This is a genomic window from Pseudarthrobacter sp. NIBRBAC000502771, assembly GCF_006517215.1.
Classification (GTDB): domain Bacteria; phylum Actinomycetota; class Actinomycetes; order Actinomycetales; family Micrococcaceae; genus Arthrobacter; species Arthrobacter niigatensis.
The window spans coordinates 2630234-2652389 of record NZ_CP041187.1 but is presented as its reverse complement, the minus strand read 5'-3'; the positions used below and the strand labels follow the sequence as shown (position 1 = coordinate 2652389).

21 protein-coding genes, 1 other RNA gene and 1 riboswitch are annotated in these 22156 nt (G+C 65.9%); of the genes, 11 read left to right on the top strand and 11 right to left on the bottom strand.

The features are described 5' to 3' along the window. Positions 1 to 3: 3 nt before the first annotated feature. From NIBR502771_RS12415 to NIBR502771_RS12380, 8 genes are all read left to right on the top strand, one after another. The gene (locus NIBR502771_RS12415; RefSeq protein WP_141160022.1) at positions 4 to 552 is read left to right on the top strand and encodes a DoxX family protein; all 549 of its coding nucleotides are present in this window, start codon (positions 4 to 6) and stop codon (positions 550 to 552) included. A 6-nt stretch (positions 553 to 558) separates the two neighbouring features. Continuing rightward, complete coding sequence (aroA, locus tag NIBR502771_RS12410; RefSeq protein ID WP_141160021.1) at positions 559 to 1944, top strand: 3-phosphoshikimate 1-carboxyvinyltransferase; 1386 nt, start codon at positions 559 to 561, stop codon at positions 1942 to 1944. Continuing rightward, positions 1928 to 3043, top strand: a complete 1116-nt coding sequence (gene rsgA / locus NIBR502771_RS12405) for a ribosome small subunit-dependent GTPase A (RefSeq protein ID WP_141160020.1) — start codon at positions 1928 to 1930, stop codon at positions 3041 to 3043. The genes aroA and rsgA overlap by 17 nt, the downstream gene beginning before the upstream one ends. A 44-nt stretch (positions 3044 to 3087) precedes the next feature. Next, on the top strand, positions 3088 to 3900 hold the full coding sequence (gene hisN / locus NIBR502771_RS12400) for a histidinol-phosphatase (protein ID WP_141160019.1): 813 nt from the start codon (positions 3088 to 3090) through the stop codon (positions 3898 to 3900). Positions 3901 to 4052: 152 nt separating this feature from the next. Further along, positions 4053 to 4166: riboswitch (SAM riboswitch) on the top strand. Between the two features lie 36 nt (positions 4167 to 4202). Then, the gene (locus tag NIBR502771_RS12395) at positions 4203 to 5618 is read left to right on the top strand and encodes an aminotransferase class V-fold PLP-dependent enzyme (protein WP_141160018.1); all 1416 of its coding nucleotides are present in this window, start codon (positions 4203 to 4205) and stop codon (positions 5616 to 5618) included. 84 nt (positions 5619 to 5702) lie between these two features. After that, positions 5703 to 6461: a class I SAM-dependent methyltransferase gene (locus NIBR502771_RS12390; protein WP_141160017.1), complete on the top strand. Its 759-nt coding sequence runs from the start codon at positions 5703 to 5705 to the stop codon at positions 6459 to 6461. A 47-nt stretch (positions 6462 to 6508) separates the two neighbouring features. Then, positions 6509 to 7219: a metal-dependent transcriptional regulator gene (locus NIBR502771_RS12385; protein WP_141160016.1), complete on the top strand. Its 711-nt coding sequence runs from the start codon at positions 6509 to 6511 to the stop codon at positions 7217 to 7219. 47 nt (positions 7220 to 7266) lie between these two features. After that, positions 7267 to 7644 carry a hypothetical protein gene (locus NIBR502771_RS12380; protein WP_141160015.1) on the top strand — a complete coding sequence of 126 codons (378 nt, stop codon included), beginning with the start codon at positions 7267 to 7269 and terminating at the stop codon, positions 7642 to 7644. Positions 7645 to 7688: 44 nt separating this feature from the next. On the opposite strand, the gene NIBR502771_RS12375 is transcribed toward NIBR502771_RS12380, so the two are convergent. Beyond that, on the bottom strand, positions 7689 to 8672 hold the full coding sequence (locus tag NIBR502771_RS12375) for a S1C family serine protease (protein WP_141160014.1): 984 nt from the start codon (positions 8670 to 8672) through the stop codon (positions 7689 to 7691). 162 nt (positions 8673 to 8834) lie between these two features. On the opposite strand from NIBR502771_RS12375, the gene NIBR502771_RS12370 reads away from it, so the two are divergent. Then, entirely contained in the window at positions 8835 to 9299 is a 465-nt protein-coding gene (locus NIBR502771_RS12370) for a pyridoxamine 5'-phosphate oxidase family protein (RefSeq protein ID WP_141160013.1), read from the top strand. 12 nt (positions 9300 to 9311) lie between these two features. On the opposite strand, the gene NIBR502771_RS12365 is transcribed toward NIBR502771_RS12370, so the two are convergent. After that, positions 9312 to 10367 carry a zinc-dependent alcohol dehydrogenase family protein gene (locus NIBR502771_RS12365; RefSeq protein WP_141160012.1) on the bottom strand — a complete coding sequence of 352 codons (1056 nt, stop codon included), beginning with the start codon at positions 10365 to 10367 and terminating at the stop codon, positions 9312 to 9314. After that, the gene (locus NIBR502771_RS12360; protein ID WP_210411214.1) at positions 10364 to 11311 is read right to left on the bottom strand and encodes a hypothetical protein; all 948 of its coding nucleotides are present in this window, start codon (positions 11309 to 11311) and stop codon (positions 10364 to 10366) included. The genes NIBR502771_RS12365 and NIBR502771_RS12360 overlap by 4 nt, the downstream gene beginning before the upstream one ends. A 96-nt stretch (positions 11312 to 11407) precedes the next feature. On the opposite strand from NIBR502771_RS12360, the gene NIBR502771_RS12355 reads away from it, so the two are divergent. Together NIBR502771_RS12355 and NIBR502771_RS12350 are read left to right on the top strand one after the other, a co-directional pair. Continuing rightward, positions 11408 to 11878, top strand: coding sequence for a pyridoxamine 5'-phosphate oxidase family protein (locus NIBR502771_RS12355; RefSeq protein WP_141160011.1), 471 nt, complete (start codon positions 11408 to 11410; stop codon positions 11876 to 11878). A 77-nt stretch (positions 11879 to 11955) separates the two neighbouring features. Beyond that, positions 11956 to 12933, top strand: coding sequence for a zinc-dependent alcohol dehydrogenase family protein (locus NIBR502771_RS12350; RefSeq protein WP_246839657.1), 978 nt, complete (start codon positions 11956 to 11958; stop codon positions 12931 to 12933). Positions 12934 to 12967: 34 nt separating this feature from the next. Here NIBR502771_RS12350 and NIBR502771_RS12345 read toward each other — a convergent pair whose 3' ends face one another. The 8 genes from NIBR502771_RS12345 to ftsE form a co-directional block, all read right to left on the bottom strand. Beyond that, the gene (locus NIBR502771_RS12345; protein ID WP_141160009.1) at positions 12968 to 13993 is read right to left on the bottom strand and encodes an ATP-dependent 6-phosphofructokinase; all 1026 of its coding nucleotides are present in this window, start codon (positions 13991 to 13993) and stop codon (positions 12968 to 12970) included. Then, a complete protein-coding gene (locus NIBR502771_RS12340) occupies positions 13990 to 17178 on the bottom strand; it encodes an HAD-IA family hydrolase (RefSeq protein ID WP_141160008.1) in 3189 nt (1062 codons plus the stop codon). Before NIBR502771_RS12340 ends, NIBR502771_RS12345 begins: the two co-directional genes overlap by 4 nt. A gap of 57 nt (positions 17179 to 17235) precedes the next feature. Beyond that, positions 17236 to 17700: a pyridoxamine 5'-phosphate oxidase family protein gene (locus NIBR502771_RS12335; RefSeq protein ID WP_141160007.1), complete on the bottom strand. Its 465-nt coding sequence runs from the start codon at positions 17698 to 17700 to the stop codon at positions 17236 to 17238. A gap of 181 nt (positions 17701 to 17881) precedes the next feature. Continuing rightward, positions 17882 to 18250: a transfer-messenger RNA gene (ssrA, locus tag NIBR502771_RS12330) on the bottom strand. A 73-nt stretch (positions 18251 to 18323) separates the two neighbouring features. Next, positions 18324 to 18797, bottom strand: a complete 474-nt coding sequence (gene smpB, locus NIBR502771_RS12325; protein WP_141160006.1) for an SsrA-binding protein SmpB — start codon at positions 18795 to 18797, stop codon at positions 18324 to 18326. A gap of 81 nt (positions 18798 to 18878) precedes the next feature. Beyond that, complete coding sequence (locus tag NIBR502771_RS12320) at positions 18879 to 20309, bottom strand: M23 family metallopeptidase (RefSeq protein WP_141160005.1); 1431 nt, start codon at positions 20307 to 20309, stop codon at positions 18879 to 18881. A 27-nt stretch (positions 20310 to 20336) separates the two neighbouring features. Continuing rightward, positions 20337 to 21251, bottom strand: coding sequence for a permease-like cell division protein FtsX (ftsX, locus tag NIBR502771_RS12315; RefSeq protein ID WP_141160004.1), 915 nt, complete (start codon positions 21249 to 21251; stop codon positions 20337 to 20339). Then, on the bottom strand, positions 21248 to 22036 hold the full coding sequence (gene ftsE / locus NIBR502771_RS12310) for a cell division ATP-binding protein FtsE (RefSeq protein WP_141160003.1): 789 nt from the start codon (positions 22034 to 22036) through the stop codon (positions 21248 to 21250). The genes ftsX and ftsE overlap by 4 nt, the downstream gene beginning before the upstream one ends. Positions 22037 to 22156 lie beyond the last annotated feature (120 nt).

The following is a 22156-nucleotide window of genomic DNA, read 5'->3' as shown; positions in this document are numbered from 1 at the left end:
TCCATGCCCTTTGTCCGCACCCTCGCCAGGCCCATGCTCGCCTCCAGTTTCATCCTTGCCGGACTGGACAAGCTCAAGAACTCCGACGACACCGCCCAGCAGCTCTCACCGCTGCTGCGCAAGGCTGCAGCCTCGCTTCCCTTCCAGACGAACGAGAAGACCCTGGCCCGCGTCATCGGCGGTACCCAGGTGGGCGCCGGCGTCCTGTTCGGCCTTGGCAAGTTTTCCCGGCTCTCGGCCGGCCTGCTCACCGTCGTTTCCCTCCTGAACACCTTCGTGGAATGGCGGAGCGCGGACATCAGCAGCAAGGAAGGGCGCGAGAACCGCAGGAACCAGCTGCTCAAGAACGTCTCCCTGAGCGGGGGTGCCCTGCTCGCCTCCGTGGACACGGCAGGCAAGCCCGGACTGGCCTGGCGCGCCGAGCACCTTGCCGCCGACGCGCGACGGAACGCCTCGCACCTGGCCGCCGACGCCCGCAGGACCACCACCAAGAAGCTGAACAAGGCGGACAAGGCTGTACGCCGCGCCGTCGAACACGCCGCGGGAGCCTAGGCACGAATGACCGCATCAGCTGCCACCCGGGAATCCGGAACACCTGTCCAGTACTGGGCCGCGCCTTTTGCGGCCCGGCCCGTCAATGCAACCGTGACGGTGCCCGGATCGAAGTCCCTGACCAACAGGTACCTGGTCCTGGCCGCCCTGGCGGACGGACCATCGCGCCTTCGGGCTCCCCTGCACTCCAGGGACTCCGCGCTGATGATCGATGCACTGAGGCAGCTCGGCGCCACCATCAGCGAAGTGCCCGGCGACGGCGCCTTTGGTCCTGACCTGGAAGTTGTTCCGATCCCGGCGTCAGCGGCGCCATCCACCACCAGGATCGACTGCGGGCTGGCCGGCACCGTCATGCGGTTCGTCCCACCACTTGCGGCGCTCCGCAGCGGAGCCAGCGTGTTCGACGGCGACCCGCACGCCCGGAAGCGTCCCATGGGAACCATCATCGAAGCCCTCAAAGCCTTGGGCGTCGCGGTTTCCGCCGAGGACGGGAGCACGCCGTCGTCCCTTCCCTTCGTGGTGGAAGGGACCGGCGCGGTCCGGGGCGGCCACCTGGTGATCGATGCCAGCGCGTCGTCGCAGTTCGTCTCCGCCCTCCTGCTGGTGGCAGCAAGGTTCGACGACGGCCTGCACCTTGAGCACGTCGGGAAACCGGTGCCAAGCCTGGACCACATCAACATGACGGTGGCTGTCCTCCGCGGCGCCGGCGTCTCCGTGGACGATTCGGTCCCCAACCACTGGGTGGTGGCCCCGGGACCCATCCAGGCCTTCGACCAAAGAATCGAACAGGACCTCTCCAACGCTGGGCCGTTCCTGGCAGCGGCCCTGGCATCGCGGGGCACCGTCCGCATCCCCAACTGGCCCACGGAAACGCAGCAGGTGGGCGACCTCTGGCGCGGCATCCTCACCCGGATGGGAGCCACGGTCACCCTGGAGGACGGACTCCTGACCGTCACCGGGGGCCCAGAAATCAAGGGCGGCGACTTCGCCGACACCAGTGAACTGGCTCCTACGGTCGCGGCACTCTGTGCCCTTGCCACGGGGCCTTCCCGGCTCAGCGGAATCGCCCACCTTCGCGGGCACGAAACTGACCGGCTCGCCGCGCTGGTCACCGAGATCAACCGGCTCGGCGGCGACGCCGAGGAAACCAGCGACGGCCTGGTCATCCGGCCAGCGCCGTTGCACGCCGGCGTCGTCCACAGCTACGCCGACCACCGCATGGCCACTGCCGGGGCAATCCTGGGCCTCTCGGTAAGCGGCGTCCAGGTGGAGGAGATCGCCACTACCGCCAAGACCATGCCCGACTTCCCGCAGCTGTGGGCCGGCATGCTGGCCCAGGCTGCTCCCGAGGTACCGCGGCCGGAAGAGCGTGGCAGTGGCGCGGAGCACTGACTCCTGGGACGAATCCGACGTCCGGATCCGCCCCAGCAAGAAAGGTTCCCGTCCCCGCACCAAAGACCGGCCCAGCCATGACGACGCCGTTACCGGGCGGATCATTACGGTTGACCGCGGCCGGTACACGGCAGTGGTGGGCGAGGACTCGGACAACGAGCGCATCGTCATCGCAGCGCGTGCCCGTGAACTCCGCCGGTCACCTGTCGTTGCGGGAGACTTCGTCTCGCTCGTGGGGGACGTGTCAGGCGCGCCGGACACGCTGGCCCGCCTGGTGAAAATCCAGGACCGCCACACCCTCCTGCGCCGGAGCGCCGACGATACCGACCCCGTGGAGCGGGCCGTGGTGGCCAACGCGGACCAGCTGGTCATCGTCGTGGCGGCTGCCAACCCGGAACCCCGCACCGGGTTCATCGACCGCGCCCTGGTGGCTGCCTACGACGCCGGGATCGAGCCGATCCTGCTGGTCACCAAGGCCGACGTCAAGGACCCCGCCGAGCTCCTCTCCAATTACACGCACCTGGACTTCCCGGTGATCATCAGCAAGACCGCCGACGCGCAGGCTTCCGGGATCGACGCACGCTCTGACGACGGCCTCTCCGCCCGGCTGGACAGCACTGCGGTTGCGGCCCTCCGCGCCCACCTCGACGGCAGGGTCACCGTGATGCTGGGGCACTCCGGCGTGGGCAAGTCAACCATGGTGAACGCGCTGACCGGTGCCGAGCGGGCCACCGGCGGCGTCAACGCCGTAACCGGACGTGGCCGCCACACGTCGTCGTCGGCCCTGGCCCTGCGCCTGGCTGACGCGCCGGCCGGAAGCTGGATCATTGACACCCCCGGTATCCGTTCCTTCGGACTGGCCCATGTGGACCCGGACCGGATCCTGCGCTCCTTCCCGGACCTCTCTCCCGGCATCGAAAACTGTGAACGCGGGTGCAAGCACACGGCAAACGCGGTGAACTGCGGCCTCGACGACTGGGTGGCAGGCGGGCACGCAGGTCCCACCGGCCCGGCACGCCTGGCGTCGCTCCGGCGGCTGCTCGGCACGGATCCGCGCATGGAAGCACAGGAAACCAAAGAGCTCGGCAGCGTCAACTGACGCGTTCTCCCGGCAGAAGCGTCCGCAGACGGTAGTTTGTAACCATGATCCAACCCGCTTCGAGCTACAACGATGACCTGCGCCTGGCCCATGTCCTGGCCGACTCCGTGGATGACCAGACCATGAGCCGCTTCAAGGCCCTGGACCTCCACGTTGAGACCAAGCCGGACCTGACGCCCGTCACCGACGCCGACAAGGCAGCCGAGGAAGCCATCCGCGGCCAGCTCTCCCGCTCCCGGCCCCGCGATGCCGTCCTGGGCGAGGAGTTCGGCAGCACCGGGCACGGTTCACGGCGCTGGATCATCGATCCCATTGACGGGACAAAGAACTTTGTCAGGGGCGTCCCGGTCTGGGCCACCCTGATCGCCCTGGTGGACGAAGGCGAACCCGTGGTGGGCGTGGTCAGCGCCCCGGCCCTCGGCAAGCGCTGGTGGGCGGCAAAGGGCATGGGCGCCTACATGGGCAGGTCCCTGGCGGCTGCCACCCGGCTGCGCGTCTCCAACGTGTCCAGCCTCTCCGACGCCTCCCTCTCCTACTCCAGCCTGAGCGGCTGGAAGGAACGCGGCAACCTCGACGATTTCCTCGGGCTGACCGAGGACGTCTGGCGGACCCGGGCATACGGCGATTTCTGGTCGTACTGCATGGTGGCAGAGGGCTCCGTGGACATCGCCTGCGAACCGGAACTCAACCTCTACGACATGGCTGCGCTGGTGCCGATCGTGGTCGAGGCCGGGGGCCGGTTCACCTCCCTCGAGGGCGAGGACGGACCGTTCGGCGGGAACGCGCTGGCCACCAACTCGATCCTGCACTCCGAGGTCCTGCACCGCCTCAACCCTTACCTGGACGATCTGCTGTAACTGCCGCGGTTTGCCCGCTTAGGCGAATATTGCGACGCCGGACACCTCCAGAAGGAGGTGTCCGGCGTCGTTTATTCGATATTGCGTAATAAAGCCCTTAACAATTGGCCCGGCTTCCAGCCTGGCCGCCCCATGTCCTACGCTTTTATGCAGGTCACGAGTGCCAGCGCAAAACCCCGGTTTGCTGGCCGGCAACCCTCCATTCGCGGCGGGGTGCCCCGGGTGACGACCAGGCCGGTCCGGAGTGGATGCGGCAAGCGCGGATTCCGTACGCCGGAGTCCTGTACACAAGTGAGGTCTCTGTGACAACTGCCACCGTCTCCCCCAAACCCGTCACCGAATCCGCCGTTGCTGCCGAACGCCGTGCCGCCGCCGGCCGCCCGCTCGCTGCAGTCACCGGGGCCGAAATCCAAGCACCACTGATAACCGGCGGCCACGTGCGGTACGCCAACCTTGATTACGGGGCATCGGCCCCTGCACTCTCCGTGGTGTCCGCCTACCTCAACGAGATCCTGCCCTACTACGCCAGCGTCCACCGCGGGGCCGGGTACGCCTCCCAGATCAGCACCTCCGTGTACGAGAACGCACGCAGCATCGTCCGGGACTTCGTGGGCGGCCGGCCGGACGATTCGGTCATCTTCACCCGGAACACCACCGATTCGCTGAACCTCCTGGCGGGCTGCCTGCCCCGGACGGACGGACGGACCGCCGGGGACGTCCTCTACCTGGACATCGAGCACCACGCCAACCTCCTGCCGTGGCAGGGCGTCCCGCACCGCAGCATCGTTGCCGCGGACACCATCGCCGGCACCCTTGAGGCCGTCCGCGCCGAACTCGAACAGGGCGGCGTCAGCCTCCTGGCCGTCACCGGCGCCTCCAACGTCACCGGCGAGATCCTCCCCATCCGGGCCCTGGCCGCGCTGGCCCACCAGCACGGCGCCCGGATCGTGGTGGACGCGGCCCAGCTCGCGCCGCACCGCCGGGTGGACATCAGCGCGGACGACGTCGACTACCTCGCCTTTTCCGGCCACAAGCTGTACGCGCCGTTCGGCGCGGGTGTCCTGGTAGGCCGGCCTGACTGGCTGGATTCCGGCGTCCCGCACCTCGCCGGCGGCGGGGCCGTCAAGGAAGCACGGCTCGACGGCGTCAGCTGGGCCACCGGCCCGGCCCGCCACGAAGGAGGCTCACCGAACGTCCTCGGCGCCGCCACCCTGGCACGCGCCACGCAGGTCATCGCCGAACTCGACCAGGACAGGTGGCATGCGCACGAGTCCGCGATCCGGTCCTTCCTGGTGGAGGGCCTCCAGGAAATCGACGGCGTCACCGTCCACCAGATCTTCAAGGACACCAATCCGGAAACGGACACCATCGGCGTGGTCAACTTCTCCGTCGAGGGCTACGACGCAGGGCTGGTGGCCGCCTACCTTTCCGCAGAGCACGGGGTGGGCCTGCGTGACGGACGTTTCTGCGCCCATCCCCTGCTGAAGCGCCTGGGCCTGCCGTCCGGCTCCCTCCGGGCGAGTTTCGGCGTGGGCTCGCGGCTGGAGGATGCTGAACGCCTCCTTGCCGGTATCCGGGCTTTGCGCAGCAACGGACTCGGGTGGGACTACGTGGTGGACGCGGGCCGCTGGGTGCCCGCCAACGACTTCCGCACCTACCCGCACTGGGCACCCAATACCCCCGGGACGGCCGGCGCGGCCCCCTGCCTCGACGACTAGCGGGGTAACGGCGGCTGCCTGCAGGCACCGGCCATGCGGTAAATTCGAAGGACATCCGCAGGCAGCACCGGAAGGAGGCCACGCGTGGTTCGGGGTGGCCCCAGGCTTGATCACGGCCGGCGCACGGAGCTCGGGCAGAGCTTCCAGGACGGCGGCCGCCACTACCAGCGCGTCCGCCCCGGCTATCCGGCGGAATCCGCACGGTGGCTGGTGCCTGCCGGGGCCCGTGACGCCCTGGACGTCGGGGCGGGTACCGGTAAATTCACCGCCTTGCTGCTGGCCATGGGACTGGATGTCACAGCCGTCGATCCTTCTGCGGACATGCTCGCCCAGCTGAAGGCCCACTGCCCGGCCGCCACGGCTGCGGCGGGGACGGCCGAGGCCACAGGCCTTCGGGACGCGGCCTTCGACGTGGTCACCGTTGCCCAGGCGTGGCACTGGTGCGATCCCCTCGCTGCGAGCACCGAACTGGCCCGCGTCCTGCGCCCGCACGGAACCCTGGGCCTGGTCTGGAACCAGCTGGACACCTCTGTCCCCTGGGTGCACCGGCTCTCCCGGATCATGCACGCCGGCGACGTCTACCGGCCCGGCCACAAGCCCGTCGTCGGGCCCGAATTCCACGGGCTTGAGGGGCATGTGACGCACTGGCAGGACCGGGTGACCACCAGTGACCTGATGGAGCTCACCAAATCGCGCAGCTACTACCTGCGGGCCGGTGAGGCGACGCGGGCGAAGGTCCTTGCCAACCTGGACTGGTACCTGCACGAACACCTGGCCCATGCTCCGGGGCAGGAACTCGACCTCCCCTACCTGACGCTGGCCTGGCGCGCCGCTAAGGCCTGACCCGGGGCCGCCCCTGCCGGACCGGCCAAACCGGTAGGCTTGGACCTGTGAAGACCAGCGCGCCCTCCTCCTCGATCGAGGACTACGTCAAGGTCATCTATTCATTCACTGAATGGCAGGACAAGCCCATCACGTCCTCCCAGCTGGCACAGCGGCTGGGCGTGGCGAATTCCTCTGTGTCGGAGATGGTCCGCAAGCTGAAGGACCAGGGGCTGGTGGACCACAAGCCCTACAGCGCAGTCACCCTGACCGATTCCGGCCTGCGCCTGGCCCTGTCAATGGTCCGGCGCCACCGGCTCATCGAGACCTACCTCGTCCAGCGTCTTGGCTACAGCTGGGACGAGGTCCACGATGAAGCCGAACAGCTGGAGCACGCGGTCTCGGATACGTTCATCGAACGCGTCGCCGCCAAACTCGGAAACCCGGAACGGGACCCGCACGGCGATCCCATTCCCACCGCGGACGGCCAGGTGCTGATGCCCAGCGCCCATCTCCTCGCCGGGCTGGACCAGGGGCACAGCGGAAAAATCACCCGTATCAGCGATGACAATCCTGAGCTCCTGCGGTATCTCGCCGCGCAGGACATCGATCTCGACGCCGAGGTTGAGGTGCTGGGTCGGCGCCCGTTCGGTGGTGCACTGATGGTGCGCATCGCCGGCCCCGGCGGCACCCGCGACTTCGACCTTGCGGATGAGATCGCCTCGGCGTTGTGGGTCTCCACCGAAACGCCCCACCCCGGCTGCATCCTGGGAAGCTGAATCACCGGGGCACGCCGATTTGGCCGCCTCCCGTATCGTGGAACGTGATGATCAGCAGACGCGACGCAGCAATAACCCTGGATGTTCCCCTTGAGATGGCGCAGCGCCATGGCCTGCCGAAGTGGATGTCTGAGGCCGAGCTCCGCAGCATCCTGGACAATCCCCCGCCCTGGCTGGTGCAGTCACGGGCCAACCGCACCGGCAAACGGCCCGTCTGGGTGCACCTTGAGTGCGCCGTGTGCGGGTACGAGGAGGCTGCCCGGCCCAAGAAGTGGTGGCCGGACTTCACCTACGTGGTGTGCGGGCACCACGCGCCGTCCGAGGTTCCCGCCGTGCGTCCCGGGTGCGTGCGCAGCGAGTACGACGGCGTAGGGACGCGTTTCGTAGGCATCGCTGACGTGGAAGCCCCCCAGGCCAGCCCCTAGCCTTTCGTACGTGCCTGCCCATGGTGCCGGCCCGCCGTCGGCCGTTATCCAGCTCCGTTGGCCGTCATTTCCTCCGGAACCGCCGTCAGGTGGCGTTCTGCGCCATCGCGCAGCACGGCAAGGTTGAGCGGCTGGCCGATGGCATCGGCGAACAGCAGGCGCTGCAGGCTTTCGGCGTTGCTGACCGGGCGGCCCCCGGCCGTGACGATGACGTCCCCTGCCGACAGGCCTGCCTTGTCTGCAGGCGACCCGGGCAGTACCTCTACGACGCGGAGCCCTTCACGCAGCCCGGTGCGGATCACGGCGCTGGATCCGAGCTGCATCGGGGTACTCACCAGGCCCAGGTACGCGCGGCGCACCCTTCCGTCTGACAACAGCGCGGAGATGATCCTGCGGGTGGTCGCGTTGATCGGAATTGCCAGTCCCAGGCCGGCTCCGGCCACTGCGGTGTTGATGCCCACGATCCTGGCGTGAGTATCCGCCAAGGCACCGCCGGAGTTGCCGGGGTTCAGTGCCGCATCGGTCTGGATGACGTCCTCGATGACCCGCCGGTTACCGCCCGACCAGACTGGAATGGCCCTGCCCAGCCCGCTGACCACCCCCGCGGTCACCGAACCGGCCAAGCCCAGCGGGTTGCCCACGGCCACCACCAGCTGCCCGACCCGGAGGGATTCCGCCGCGCCGAACACGGCGGGCCGGATTCGCGGCCGCGAACCGTGCACCACCGCAAGGTCGGACAAGGGGTCCGCGCCAACGAGTTCCAGCTCCATCCTGCTGCCGTCGCCGAAGACCGCGAAGCCGTGCCGGGTGCCGGCCACCACGTGGGAATTGGTGAGCAGGTAGCCGTCCTCGGTGAAGAGGACGGCCGAACCTGCTCCCACCCGGGCCCGGCCATTGCGGCGCTGCGCCGTCATCTCGATTGCTGCCACGTGGGGCGTCACGGCAGCTGCCACCCGCATCACTGTCTGCGAGTACGAGTCCAGGACATCGTCATTGTCCGCTGTTGTTGGTACCTGCGCCTGGTCCATGGCGCACCTCCGGCTTTGAGTGCCGCTTCCGGCTGTTCCGTGCCCTCTGGGGCCCTTACGGGAATCAACGGTGGACGGCCTGGATCCAGTCCCGTCGCGGCTACGCCTAGGGTGAACGCCCCAGCAGTGCACACCCGCGCTCCAGGCCCTAGGATCGGTACCATGGCTGATTCCGCTGGTGGGTCTCGAACAGAAGTGCTGAATCCCGATGAATGCTGGCGGTACCTTCGGTCCTCATACATCGGCCGGCTGGCAGTCATCAATGGTGACGTTCCCGAGATTTTTCCGGTCAACTTTTCCGTTGCCGGGGAATCGCTGGTGTTCCGTACCGCGCCCGGCACCAAGCTGCGCGCCCTGCTCAGCGGCGCAGTCGCGGCACTCGAGGTGGATGGACTGAACCCTTACGCCACGGAAGTCTGGAGCGTGGTGGCTAAGGGCAAGCCGGAAGAATTCGATGGGACCCGGATGACGCTCCCCGACTCCGATGCCGACCGCGAGCCGTGGGAGCCCGGGATCAAGGACCACCTGGTAGCTTTGATCCCCACGGAGCTCACCGGACGGCGGTTCGCCGTCAGGTCCCGGACACGGTGGTGGCCGCCGGTGGACTTCTCCGCAGACTGGCTGTAGCGGTGTCCGGATTCACGCCGTGATGATCACTTTGAGGGCCTTGGTTTCGGCAGCCCGGGAAAAGGTGTCGTAGGCGTCAAGGAACTGATCGAAACCAAAATGGTGCGTGGCGAATTTCTCCGCCCTGATCTTTCTCTGGGCCACCAGCTTGAGCAGCATGGGCGTCGTGTTGGTATTCACCAGCCCCATGCTGATGCTGATGTTTTGGATCCACAGGTTTTCCAGGTGCAGCTCCACGGGTTTTCCATGCACCCCGACGTTCGCCACCGAACCACCGGGCCGTACGATGTCGGTGCACATGCCAAATGTTGCCGGCACGCCAACAGCTTCAATGGCCACATCGACTCCCTGTCCCCCTGTCAGGGCCAGGACCTGTTCCTTCCAGTCACGGCTGCCTGACAGGACCGTGTCCGTGGCGCCAAACTCCTTTGCCTTCTCCAGGCGGTTGGCGTCCAGGTCGATGGCCACCACCGTAGCGGCGCCGTACAGCCCTGCTGTGGTGATCGCCGCCAGTCCCACCGGCCCGGCACCGACCACGGCCACGGTGTCGCCGGGCTTTACCCGGCCGTACTGGACGCCGATTTCGAATCCCGTGGGGAGGATATCGGAGAGCATGACGGCCTGTTCGTCGCTGACGCCGGCAGGCAGCAGGTGCAGGGAATTTTCGGCATAGGGCACCCGGACGTACTCCGCCTGGGTACCGTCAATGAGGTGCCCGAAGATCCATCCCGTGCCTTCCTGGCCCTCGCCGCCCAGGCAGTGCGAGTAGAGTCCGGCCTTGCAGTTGGCACAGTGGCCGCAGGATTTGATGCACGAGATGATGACACGGTCGTTCACGTTCAGCCCAGTCACGGAAGGCCCGGTTTCCACGATGGTTCCCACCCCCTCGTGGCCCAGGATCCGGCCTTTTTCGACGGCGGGCACGTCACCTTTGAGGATGTGCAGGTCCGTACCGCAGATGGTGGTGGTATCGATTTTGACAATGACGTCGCCGGGTTGCTGGATCCGGGGGTCCGGAACATCCGTCCATGACTTGTTGCCGGGTCCGCCGTAGACGAGGGCTTTCATGCGTTTCTCTTTACTGTGGGGGACGGCTTTTCGAGGGTTTGCCGGCCGGGGCGCTCGGATTGCTGAGGGATGGGTTGGGAGCCGGCGGCAGCTGCTGCCAGTGGATTCACGGCCTTCAGTTTGGCCAGATGCAGGCTGCCAAGCACCAGGAAGAGCCCCGAGAGCCCAAGTGCGGGAAGGAAGGCGGCCAGGCTTGGTTCTGCACCGAAGAGGGGTTTGACCAGTTCACCCACCGCCAGGGAGAAGATGAGGGTGAAGCCGAGGACGTACAGGGCCGGGAGAAGCAGCAGACCCGTACGGTGGTTCCGGTACGTGAGGAAGGCAAGGATCAGGAATCCGGGCATGATGAAACAAAGGTCCAGGATGAAGATCGAGTAAAGGGAATCGATTTGTTCGCCACTCCGCATGAGGGGCAGGAGCATGCCGATCCACAGGGGGTAGAAGATGAGCGGCTGAAGGATGGCGCCGGCTGCTGAAGCAATCCTGGGTGCACGAGAAAGGGAGACGGATGGCGCGTCGCGGGCCATAGTGGCCCCGGCGGTGACCAAGGCCCAGAATGACAGGGCGAAGACTGCCATGTAGAACAGGTACAGGCCGTTGTAGGTCCGCTCAATGACATAGATCCCGTAGGCGTAGAAGAGGTAGCCCAGGAGTCCCAGGGCCACGATCTGGAATTTGGCCCTCTGGGGCCTTGCCGCATACGACAGGTACAGCAATCCGAGCCCGGCCGCCACTGACAGCAGGTCCTGGGAGTAGGCGCCGGGGACCAGGCCGGGGGCCACCACGCGGTTGTAGATTCCAGGGCGCCAGACCCCGGTTGCCGCAGCAGCCAGCGCCAGCAGTCCGGCGACGGCCCACAGCACGCGGTTGAGGAACAAGTGCGTCAGCATGGCCACCTCCCGCAGGAAGATCAGGGTTTCCCGGGTGTTCCCACAGCGTCCCATTGGGCCGCCCCGGGCCCCAAGGGCCATTGGTCCTGCCCTTGACGCCGGGCCTTTGTGCCCTTTCCCGATGCCGAAGAGTTGCCTACGCTGTGCCCTATGACTGACAAATCAAACGTACCCGTGCCGGAAATCCTCGACCCTGAAGAGTGCTGGGACCTCCTGGGCCAAACCGGGGTGGGACGGCTCGCCGTCATCGCCGATGGCCACCCCGACGTGTTTCCCGTCAACTTCAAGGTTGATGGTGACACGCTGGTTTTCCGCACCGGGTCAGGAACCAAGCAGCAGGCCATCCAGTCGGATGCCACGGTGGCCCTGGAAGCAGACGCCGTCAGTTCGCAGTTCGGGCTTGCGTGGAGCGTCGTCGTTAAGGGCAAGGCTGCCGAGACAACACCCACTGGACCCGACCTGGATGACATCCGGCGCGCCTTGTTCCCCTGGCAGGGCGTGGGCCAGGAGTACTTCATCCGGATTACACCGGAGTCGGTGACGGGCAGGCGCTTCACGATGAACGCCCCGCTGCTGTGGCAGGCCCCGCTGGACGAGGCAACCCGCGCCGGTCTCGAGTAGGCGGCCCGGACCGGCAGGTGCGCAGGTTCCAGGCAGGAGATCCAGTGCGTGCATGGTGGGTAGGCGAGCCCGGTCCCATGTCCACCCGCCCGCTGGTCCAGGGGATCCGTGCAGTTCCCAGGCCTGCGGCCGACGAGATACTGGTGGACGTGACCGTCTGCGGTGTGTGCCGGACCGACCTCCATCTCGCCGAAGGTGACCTCTCCCCGCGGCGCCCCCACGTGGTGCCGGGGCATGAAGCTGTCGGAGTCGTGGTCGAAACCGGAGCGGATTGTTCCCGTTTCGCGGCAGGCGACAGGGTTGGCGTGGCTTGGCTGGGTGGCGTATGTGGCAGCTGTGCTTACTGCCGCCGCGGCGACGAGAATCTGTGCAGGTCACCGGTGTTCACGGGCTGGGACAGGGACGGGGGCTATGCCGAGCAACTGGTTGTCGCGGAGGATTTCGCCTACCCGGTGCCAGCTGGCTTCACTGACGAACAGGCCGCGCCGCTGCTGTGCTCGGGGATCATCGGATACCGGGCCCTGAAGCGTGCGGCCCTGCCCGTTGGCGGGCGCCTTGGCATCTACGGTTTTGGCAGCTCCGCGCACATCACCGCCCAGCTTGCCATCAAACAGGGTGCCTCCGTGTTTGTCATGACCCGGTCTGACAGTGCCCGGTCCCTCGCCCGGGAGTTGGGAGCCGACTATGCGGGGGACGCTTATGACGAGCCGCCGGTACCCCTCGATTCCGCGATTCTTTTCGCACCGGTGGGAGAACTTGTCCCGGCTGCGCTGCGCGCCCTGGACAGGGGTGGAACCCTCGCCATCGCCGGAATCCACCTGAGCGACATCCCGGCCCTCAATTACAGCAGGGAGCTCTTCTACGAACGTCAAGTGCGGAGCGTAACAGCCAATACCCGGGCTGACGGGCATGAGTTCCTGACTCTCGCAGCCAGGCTGTCCCTGGCCCTCACCACGACGACCTACCCGTTCGACGCAGCAGACAGGGCCCTCGACGACCTGGCCGCCGACAGGATAACCGGTTCAGCGGTCCTCCGGGTCCGGGCGGAACGGTAGGCTCTGCCCAACAGGTCCCCTGCCTCATCCTGCCTCATCCAAACAGGACAGCGGCCTCCTCGTACCGTGCTTCAGGGACCACCTTCAGTTCTCCCAACGCTTCCCCCAGGTCAACATTGACTATGTCCGTACCACGCAGCGACACCATGGTGCCCCATCTGCCGGCGGCTGCCGATTCGACAGCGGCCAGCCCCAGCCTGGTGGCAAGGACCCGGTCGAAGGCCGTAGGTTCGCCGCCACGCTGAATGTGGCCCAAAACGGTGGCGCGCGTTTCGATGCCGGTCCGTATCTGCAGTTCCCCTTCGAGCAGCAGGCCGATCCCTCCCAGCCGCGGCCGCCCAAAAGTATCCAGGCCACGGGGCGCGTAGGGTGCTTGGTGACCCTCGGGAGCGAAGGCCTCGGCCACCACCACAAGGGGAGCCCGGCCTCGGTCCCGTGCTGACAGTACCCACGAACATATTTGGTCCAGGGACACCGGATGTTCAGGTATCAGGATGGCGTGCGCGCCCGACGCCATGCCGGAATGCAGTGCTATCCAGCCGGCATTCCTGCCCATGACCTCTGCGACCATGCACCGGTGGTGCGATTCGCCAGTAGTCCGGAGGCGGTCGATGGCTTCGGTGGCAGTCTGGACCGCGGAATCAAAGCCGAAGGTGTAGTCCGTGGCACCGAGGTCATTATCGATGGTCTTTGGGACACCCACCACATTGATGCCCTGCCCGCACAATTCCCGGGCAGCGGCCAGTGTCCCCTCTCCCCCAATGGCAATCAGGCCGTCCAGTTCGTGGCGCCGGACGCAGGCGCGGACACCTTCGATCCCCTTCCCCACCAACGGATTGGTCCGGGACGTGCCCAGGATGGTTCCGCCCAGGCGGGAGATACCACGGACACTCGTCCGGGGCAAAGGAAAAACGTCCTGCTCCAGGACACCCCGCCACCCGTCCCGGAACCCGATGAATTCGTAGCCATGCGCCACGTCTCCGCCCAGCACCGCTCCCCGGATGACCGCGTTGACGCCGGGGCAGTCACCGCCGCTGGTGAGGATGCCCAGCCGCTTCACGGCACCACCACCCCCGCAGCGCGGGCAGGCAGCGGGAAGTGCCGGGTCTGCCCGGCGGGGAGGAACACGTCATTGCCATGGACCCGTACCTTGATGGGGCCGGCGTCACCTGGAGCGGAGGCGATACTCATATCCCCGCCCTTGAGATGAATGCGGAGGCGGTGCCCGCGGTAGAGGACCTCAAAAGCAACGGCCCGCAACCCGGTGGGGAGGTTGGGGGCAAACAAGATGGTGTCGCCGCTGAACCGCAGCCCCGCAAAACTGCGCTGCACTACGTCGATGGTTCCAGCCATCGCGCCCAAATGGATGCCCGCGCGCGTGGTGCCATGCTGGGTATCGTCGAGGTCGGCGTCGAGCGCTTCCCGGAAGCTGTCCCACGCCCGGTCCGCGTCCAGGCCGGCCAGGACCGATGCGTGCGCAACCCGGCTCAGCGTGGAGCCGTGGGCCGTCCGGGCAAGGTAATACTCGACGGTCCGGTTGAGCTGTTCGTGCGTGAACCCGTAGCCCAAGCGCTGCAGCACGGTGACCAGCCCATCGTGTCCCAGGAGGTACGGGAGCATCAGGACATCCGCCTGCTTCGCCAGTTTGTAATGGTTGGTGGCGTCGTCTTCTGCCTCGAGGATCAGGTCCAGCCGCTCAATGTCGCCATAGGTGTCCCGGTAATGGTCCCAGTCAAGTTCCTGCAGATCCCCGTAACCAGCAAACTGGCTGATGACACCGTCGCTGTGAAAGGGCACGTACATCAAGGTCCCCAAACGCTCCCACCCGGCCGCTTCCGCATCCGTGACGCCAAGGCGGTCCATCAGCCCCGCGCGCTCGCTGCCGTGCAGGAATGAGAGGATGCCTGCTGCCTGGGAGCAAACCCAGGCGGCCATGACGTTCGTGTACGCGTTGTCATCCAGGCCCGGTTTGTCACGGTACGGGTAGCCAGTATGGTATTCATCCGGTCCCACCACGCCCCGCACGTGGTACCTGCCGCCTGTCTCGTCGTACTCCGCCAGGGAGCAGAAGAAGCGGGCAACTTCAACCACCAGCTCAGCACCCTTCTGCAGAAGCCAGATCTTGTTCCCGGTGGTCTGGAAGTACTGCCATGCGTTGAAGGCGACGGCCAGGCCGGAGTGCACCTGCAGATGCGAATAGTCCCGGACCCATCTGCCGGACCTGTCGTTGTACAGCCATTTCGGGGTTTCCTCGCTCCCGTCGCTGCCGCTTTGCCAAGGAAACTTTGCTCCCTCCTGCCCGGCCAACGATGCTGCATGCCGGGCCGCGGGCAGCCTGCGCCACCGGTAGTCGAGTACCGAGCGGGCAATATCCGGAGTTCGTGAAGTCAGCACCGGAAGGACAAACAGCTCATCCCAAAAGACGTGGCCGCGGTAGCCCTCGCCATGGAGTCCGCGTGCCGTCACGCCGGCATCCAGTTCCGCCGTGTGGTGGGTCAAGGTCTGCAGCAGGTGGAAGATATGCAGGTTAAGGACCATGCGCACGGGCAGCGGGGCGTCAATCTCCACCAGGAAAGGTCGGAGCTCACGCCGCCAGGCCTCCTCGTGGGCGGCGAGCAGCACATCGAAATCCCCGGGCGCGCGCTCAAGCACTGAACGGGCACCCGTTTCGGGCGAGGAGATGGCACGGTCGCGGGAGGTCACCACCGCCACTGACTTGGTGATCCGCGCCGTGGTACCGGTTTCAAGGGAAACCGGCAGGGTCTGGAAATGGAAGGCTCCGATCGCGCCCCCGGTAATGTGTGCGGCGGCCGGCGAGACCTGCGTCCGGTAGGCCACGGCGATGCGGATGAGGCTTTGGGTGGTTTCAACCTCAACGACGGAGGTACCGTCAGGGCGCACCTCCGGGTCCGGGCGCTGCGGGGCCGTCTTGTCGGCCAGGTGGACATCGGAGCCCTGGGCACGCTCGGGGAGGTTCGCGTTGCGGACTCCGGCGTCAATTCCGCTGCGGACCTCCACCATGCCGCTCCAGCCCAAGGCCGTGATCGCCGTCTGAAGGACCAGCAGGTGAGGCTCGGCCATGGATGCAAATCGTGTCTGCACCACCTCCAGGCGCCGCCCGTCGGCACCTTCCAGCAACAGCCTTCGCTCCAGCACCGCTTTTTTGAGGTCCAGGACCCTGCGCTCGCGGACGACGTACAGCCCGCCCGCAGACCACCATTCCTGCCCGGCCAGGCGCAGGTCAAGCGGAAGGCAGTTGGGCGCGTTGACCATGTGTTCTTCCAACAGCATCTCGTCGGCGGACTTCGCCCTGACCCGGTTGTAAATGCCGGCGAGGTACATGCCTGCGTAGCTGTACGGACCGCCCTCGGGGGCCGCTCCACGAACGCCCAGGTAGCCGTTGCCCAGGGTGGTCAGGGCCTCCCGGTGTCCTTCGTGCCCGGCGTCAAAACCTTCAAACACAAGGTGCCAGGCATTGCCGATCACCTGGCCCAGGTCCAGCTCGCCCACATCGTTGAGGACAGTGTCCGCCCCCGCGGCTTCAAGCTGGCGGCGGTTCCCGGCCCGGTCGATTCCCACCACCAGGCCAAAACCGCCGCGCCGCCCGGCCTCGACACCAGCGGCCGAATCCTCAATCACCACGGCATGTGACGGACTGACGCCAAGCCTTGCTGCGGCAGCCAGGAAGACGTCAGGGGCAGGCTTTCCCTGCAGCCCAAGCGCTGCCGCCGTCGTCCCGTCCATGACGACGGTGAAGAGATCCTGGACGCCCGCTGCTTCCAGGACCGATGCCGCGTTTCGGCTCGAGGTGACAACGGCCATGGGCACTGCAGCCTCGGTGAGCCGGCGCAGCAGCTGCAGGGTCCCGGGGTAGCTTTGGACCCCGTCCCGCCGGAGGTGTTCCAGGAACAGCTCGTTCTTCCACCGGCCCAGGCCGAATCCTGTCCAGGCACCGGCTTCATCTGTTTCGTGCCCCTTCTCAAGAAGCACTCCCCTGGCTGCCAGAAACCGCACCACTCCTTCTTCGCGCGGCATGCCGTCGATATAGGTGAGGTAGTCGGCCCTGCTGAGCGGGGCACGGTCGGTGCCCGGCGGAATCCTGGGGTCGTGCAGGATCCGGGCGAACGCGTCCTTCCACGCTGCCTGATGCACCAGTGCCGTGTTGGTGACCACCCCGTCCAGGTCGAAAATGACGGCGTCAAACGGTGGCTTGGCAGCGGCAGCGGCGGTGGGCGACGCAATCATAGGACATTGCTACCAGCAAGCAGGACTTCAGCAAAGGGCCGATGGGCCCTCCACCCGCTAAGCCGTGTCCCTGGCCGCTGTCTCCCGTACGTGGTTCCACCACGTCAGCGGTGATGTGATGACGAAGCGCCGGCCTGTGACGGAGGTGGGGACGATGCGGACGAAGTGGTCCTTCTCTCCCGCCTGCCAGGGAAACAGCGTCAGGGCGGCTCCCGCCAGGAGTTCCTGGGTGGGCTCCAGGATGACGGCCTTGCCTTTGACCAGCACGCTCCAGGCTTTTGAGTCGTCGTGGCCGTCTGCTTCAAGCGCGACGGCGAGTGGTCCCCCGGCGGCCCGCAGCTTGGTTCCTTCCCCGGTGCGGAAGACAACTGAGTGCTGGTCCACTTTGTAATTTACGGGGAAAACTTCCGGGTATCCGTCCACCAGCACAGCCAGGTGGCCAACAGACACTCCATGCAGGAGGTCCCAGCACGTGGCGGCGTCCAGGACTTCAGTAGGCAGTTGTGCCGGGTCGTTGTGCATGCCTTGACGATAAGGGCGGGGGCGGCCGACCCGCTAGAGCCCTTAGGCCCTGCCGGTATTCCCGGTGCCGGCGGCCCGGTACCCGGGCAGCCGGGCAAAGAAAAACACCCCGGTCAGGAGACCGGGGTGTTTTTCTTTGATGATCCGACCCATCCGCAAAGGATGTCCCGATTCATCTCGGGGGTGGAGATGGGGGGAATTGAACCCCCGTCCGATGTCGTGTTGTCAGGGCTTCTCCGGGCGCAGTTTGCGTCGGATTTTCTCGGCCCCAGCCATGCTGCAAACAGCTGGCTGATCCGGGCCCAGTCACCTAAAAGTCCCGTTTACTCCGATGACGGGAGTAAACAGCAGTGGCTATCTAAATGACGCCAGGATCCGGGGCGATAGCAACCTCGGGCTGACGGACTGTCTTACTGCTTAGGCAGCAAGAGCGAAGTCAGTGCGCTTAGAATTGGCACTTATTGGTTTGCAGACAGCGTTTACGAGATAAATCTGCATCCTCGGCCCGCTTCACCTGTCGCGACTAACATCGTCGAAACCGATCATCCCCGTATTTTGTTACCAAACCGGCTGGCACGCCTGCCGGACTACCCATACTAACGCATACCCGCCCGAAATAATTCCTAGCGGCGCCGGTTGCGCTCCCGCATCTCGCGCTGCGCCTCACGGTTGTCCTGCTGCTCGCGCAGGGTCTGCCGCTTGTCGTACTCCCGCTTGCCCCGGGCAACCGCGATTTCCACCTTGGCCCGGCCGTCGACGAAGTAGAGCTGAAGTGGAACGACGGTGTACCCGGCCTCCTGGACTTTGCGGGAGATCTTGATGAGTTCCTCGCGGTGCAGCAGCAGCTTGCGCCGCCGCCTGGCGGCATGGTTGGTCCAGCTTCCCTGGTTGTATTCGGGGATATGGATCGCTTCCATCCACAGTTCGTCGTTATAAAAGGTGCAGAATCCGTCCACCATGGAGGCATGCCCCTCGCGCAGGGACTTCACTTCGGTGCCCATCAGCGCGATGCCGGCCTCGTACGTGTCCAGCACGTGGTAGTCATGCCGGGCCTTGCGGTTGGTGGCCACCACCTTACGGCCACTTTCTTTCGGCACGGGAAAACTCCTCAGGTTCAGGTTGGACGGTCCGGGCCAGTGGCGCCGGAGCTATACCAGTCTACGGCAGGCGGTTACTGCCTACAGCAGCCCCATGGGGTCGACGGCTCGGCCGTTGAGCCAAGTCTCGAAGTGGGCGTGGCAGCCCGTGGAGTTACCGGTACTGCCCGAGTATGCAATGAGTTGCCCCTGCGAGACCTTTTGGCCGTTCGAGACCACGATGCTGGAGTTGTGGTAGTAGATGGTGGTGAGGGTGTTGCCCTGCACCATGCCGTGATCGATCTTGACACGCCACCCACCGCCGTCGGCGGAGTTCCATCCTGAGCTGAAGACTTCCCCGGCTGCGGCCGCGTACACGGGCGTTCCGCAGGCTGCACCGAAGTCGATGCCGGTGTGCATGTACCCGCCCGTGCCGTAGAAGTCGATGGTTCCCGGCGGAGTGGTGCGGTAACCAAAGCCGGAGGTGATGGGGATGCTGCCGTCGAAGGGGTGGCGGAGGCCAAAGGCCGACGGCGAACCGGCGGCCGGCGGGACGTAAGGCTGGGCGGGCGGGGCGGGGCGGTTCGCTGCCGCGGCTGCGGCGGCGGCAGCAGCAGCGGCCGCTGCAGCCTGACGGCGCTGCTCCGCTTCCCATGCCTCGCGGGCCTTGCGGTCTCGTTCGGCAATTTCGTTGGCCACTTGGTTTTGGTTGGCCTGGACGCCCGCCAGTTGCGCCTGGATTCCGGGCTTGGCAGCCTGGAGTTCGGCGTCGAGGCGGGTGGTGTCGGCAATCAGCTGGTCCACCTGGGCCTTTTTGGCGGCCGCCTCGTCGCGTGCCGCCTTCTCGCGTTCAAGCGCGGCGTCGGCTTTGGCCTTGAGGTCCTTGATTTCCGCTTCCACGGCCTGGAGCCGGGCTTCCGAGTTCACGTTGGTGGCGTTCTGCTGGCTCAGCTTGTCCATGGCGGCGTTCTGGCTCCGCATGGCCTGGTCCGCCAAGTCCATGGTGTCGGTGAGGCTGCCCCCGCCGTTGGAACCGAAAAAGAGCGACAGGTTGGAGGGGACTCCGCCGGACTTGTAGGCCTGGGTCGCAATCTGGCCGATCAGCTTCTTGGTATCGGCAATTTTTTGCTTGTCGGTTTCCAGCTGCTGGGTGATCTTGGCTTTGTTTTGCTGGGCCATGTCGACACGTGCAGCCAGTGCTTCCGATTCTTTGACTGCGCTGGCAACGCGGCCCTGCGCGTCAAGCAGTGCTTGCTGTGCCCCCGGTAGCTGGCCCTGGTAGATCACAAGGTCGCCGGCGGCCTTTGCGATTCGGGAATCGACAAATTCAAGCGACGCCTGGACGCGGGCAGCTTCGGCCTCGAGCGCGGCTTTCCGGTCTTCGAGGTCGTCTGCGAAAGCCACGGGGGTGGCTACGGCCATGCCTGCGGACAGGATGACGGTGAGCAGGCCGCTCACAAGTCCCCAACGGCGGGCAGCGGACCGTCCCCGGCTTCGCTGGGCGCGGGGCGCGGTTTGAGCAGTAACGTTCATTGGCATTCCTTGGTCGGTGTGCACAGCCTAAACGCGCAAATATCTGCGAAGGGTCAAGAGGGACGAAATTCCTGCCAAGGATCCGCCAAGGACCAGCAGCGCCGGCGCGAGGATGAGGGTCTGGCCTGCCGAAATGAAGGCCGTATCAGGGTATTGGCGGGACATGTAGTCACCCAGGAAGAACTGCGCTACGGCCCACAGGGTGCCCGAGGCCAGGGCTGCGCCGATGACGGCCGCGATGACGCCTTCGAGGATGAATGGCAGCTGGATGACGGTTTTGGACGCCCCCACGAGCCTCATGATGCCGGTCTCCCGGCGCCGGCTGAAGGCGGAGAGCCTGATCGTCGTGGCGATGAGCAGGATCGCGCAGACGATCATGACTCCTGCGATGCCCACTGCCACCAGGGATGCCCCATTCATCACCGAGAAAAGACGTTCCAGCAGCTGCCGCTGGTCGATGACCGTCTCCACGCCGGGCTGGGAGGAGAACGTCTCGCTGATGATTTGGTACTTCTCCGGATCCTTCATGTTGATCCGGAAGGAAGCCGGCAGCTGGTCCGGGGTCACGGAATCCACGATGGGCGAATTGGAGAACTGGTCCTTGAAGTGCTTGTAGGCCTCATCCTTGGACTCGAACTGGAAGTCGTTGATGTACTGCGCCACAGCCGGGGATTCCAGGAGTGCGTTCAGGCCCTGCTGCTGTTCAGGGGTCACGGGTCCGGACGCGCACCCGGGCGCGGTCGACCCGTCGCTGCAGAGGAAGATGGCCACCTGGACCTTGTCGTACCAGTAGCCCTTCATCTGGTTGATCTGCATTTGCAGCATGCCCGCCGCGCCCACGAACGTCAGGGACACGAAGGTCACCAGGATGACCGATACCACCATGGACAGGTTACGGCGCAGGCCGCTGCCAATCTCGGAGAGAATGAATGCGAGCCTCACCGCTGGGCCTCGCCTTCAGCGCCGTTGCCCGGCAGGCCGGCGTCGGGAGCCTCCCTGCCGCTGGCGTCCTTCAGGCGCCGGGACTGTCCGACGACGGGAATCATCGAGGTGTACAGGGCCTTGGCTTCGTCGCGGATCACCACGCCGTTCTTGAGTTCGACCACGCGCTTGCGCATCTCGTTGACGATGTCGTCGTCGTGGGTGGCCATCACCACGGTGGTTCCGTTCTGGTTGATCTTGTCCAGTACGCCCATGATTCCCATGGACGTGGTGGGATCGAGGTTTCCCGTCGGCTCGTCTGCGAGGAGGATCCCGGGGCGGTTGACCACGGCACGCGCGATGGCAACGCGCTGCTGCTCACCGCCGGACAGCTCGTGCGGCATGCGGTGTTCCTTGCCTTCGAGCCCTACTGTCTTAAGGACCTCCGGGACGGTGTCGCGGATCACGCTGCGGCTCTTGCCGATGACCTGCATGGCGAACGCGACATTGGCGAACACGTTCTTCTGGGGAAGGAGGCGGAAGTCCTGGAAGACGACGCCGATTCCGCGGCGGAGGCGCGGAACCCGCCAACTGGAAATTTTGGCGACGTTTTGGCCGGCGACGTACACGGCACCGGAGGTGGCGCGGTCTTCCTTCAACACCAGCCGGAGGAAGGTGGACTTTCCGGAGCCCGAGGCGCCGACGAGGAAGGCGAATTCGCCACGGTCGATCTCAAGGTCGATGGAATCCAGTGCCGGTCGGGCTTTCTGGTCGTAAACCTTGGTGACATTTTCGAATCGGATCATGGCCCTAAGTACCCTGCAGGGCATGGCTCATCGGTCTGATGCAGCCCAGTTCTGCAGCCGGTGCACGGGTTTTTCGTTTGGGGAAAGTAGGGCCCCGGCCCCTCGACTATACGCAGGATC